The sequence below is a fragment of the Acinetobacter sp. ABJ-A23_2 genome (assembly GCF_044538765.1).
Lineage (GTDB): Bacteria > Pseudomonadota > Gammaproteobacteria > Pseudomonadales > Moraxellaceae > Acinetobacter > Acinetobacter nosocomialis_A.
Map to the genome: position 1 here is coordinate 1 of NZ_JBIUCP010000138.1, position 249 is coordinate 249.

Here is a 249-nt window from a genome sequence, read left to right on the forward strand (position 1 = left end):
TGACTGTAGATGGCACAGACTATCCAGCAGTCAATAACGGCAACGGTACCTGGACGCTTGCAGACAATACGCTTCCAGTGTTGACCGATGGACCACACACCGTAACTGTGACAGCGACCGACCCTGCGGGTAATGTGGGTACAACAGGTGCAGTGGTGACTATCGATACCACAGCTCCAACTGCACCGGTTCTTGATCCAATCAATGCGACTGATCCAGTGACAGGTACAGCAGAAGCGGGATCAACCG

General features: G+C 53.4%; 1 protein-coding gene. It reads left to right on the plus strand.

The genetic code is table 11. The features are described 5' to 3' along the window. A partial coding sequence (locus tag ACH63V_RS18210) for an Ig-like domain-containing protein (RefSeq protein ID WP_396464336.1) occupies window positions 1-249 on the plus strand: 249 nt, incomplete at both ends.